The following is a 998-nucleotide window of genomic DNA, read 5'->3' on the forward strand; positions in this document are numbered from 1 at the left end:
AAAAAAAAATTGGGGCGGAATATCCTAAAAACTCAGTGTTTATTGCACGTCAGTTCACTGATGAGATTTATAGTCCTGAACTGGCTGCTCAGTTCCCACAAAGAGACTGGATTCTAACACGCATACTCTGGTTACATGGGCTTGAGCCTGGTTTTAATCAGGGAGAAGGGCGAGATACCTTCCAGCGCTATATTTATATTCATGGTACACCAGATACTGAGCCGATGGGTATTCCGATGTCACATGGCTGTATTCGTATGCGTAATGAAGAAATCATTGAGCTTTTTGATTTAATCCCCGAGCAGGCTTTAGTTTTTCTCTCAGAAACACCGCTTGAATTGATTTAAACAATACATAAGTCACATTATGTTTATCAGATATAAATAAAAAATAGTCTGTATAAACACCTATAATTTTTTAGAGAAATGTTTAAATAAAATACAAAAAACATTGTTTTTCCTTTAATTTACCTATTTTTTAATCATTCGAAAGTATTTTTATGAAAACAGATAGAAAAGCGTTTGACACCAGATGAGGATTCTCTATAATGCACCTCACAAACGATGAAGACCTAAAGGGCGCTTAGCTCAGTTGGTAGAGCGTCTGCCTTACAAGCAGAATGTCGGCGGTTCGATCCCGTCAGCGCCCACCAAGCCTTTATGTTGTGATCTTTCGTGCAGCGGTAGTTCAGTTGGTTAGAATACCGGCCTGTCACGCCGGGGGTCGCGGGTTCGAGCCCCGTCCGCTGCGCCATTTATGCAAATCCTATTGAGGGCGCTTAGCTCAGTTGGTAGAGCGTCTGCCTTACAAGCAGAATGTCGGCGGTTCGATCCCGTCAGCGCCCACCAAGCCTTTATGTTGTGATCTTTCGTGCAGCGGTAGTTCAGTTGGTTAGAATACCGGCCTGTCACGCCGGGGGTCGCGGGTTCGAGCCCCGTCCGCTGCGCCACTTAAGATTTCAGAGTTTGTACCACAATAGCGACATTGTGCAAATGCAG

Annotated in this window: 1 protein-coding gene and 4 tRNA genes; all 5 read left to right on the forward strand. The window is 44.0% G+C overall.

What is annotated here, in order from left to right; genetic code table 11:
- The coding region (locus J502_RS16060) for a L,D-transpeptidase (RefSeq protein ID WP_034685219.1) at positions 1–347 on the forward strand (347 nt) is incomplete at its 5' end.
- 229 nt (positions 348–576) lie between these two features.
- Positions 577–652, forward strand: a tRNA-Val gene (locus J502_RS16065).
- 24 nt (positions 653–676) lie between these two features.
- Positions 677–753, forward strand: a tRNA-Asp gene (locus J502_RS16070).
- A 19-nt stretch (positions 754–772) separates the two neighbouring features.
- A tRNA-Val gene (locus tag J502_RS16075) sits at positions 773–848 on the forward strand.
- A 24-nt stretch (positions 849–872) separates the two neighbouring features.
- A tRNA-Asp gene (locus J502_RS16080) sits at positions 873–949 on the forward strand.
- The last annotated feature ends 49 nt before the right edge of the window (positions 950–998 follow it).

The sequence above is a fragment of the Acinetobacter sp. 1294596 genome, from assembly GCF_000582925.1.
GTDB lineage: Bacteria > Pseudomonadota > Gammaproteobacteria > Pseudomonadales > Moraxellaceae > Acinetobacter > Acinetobacter radioresistens.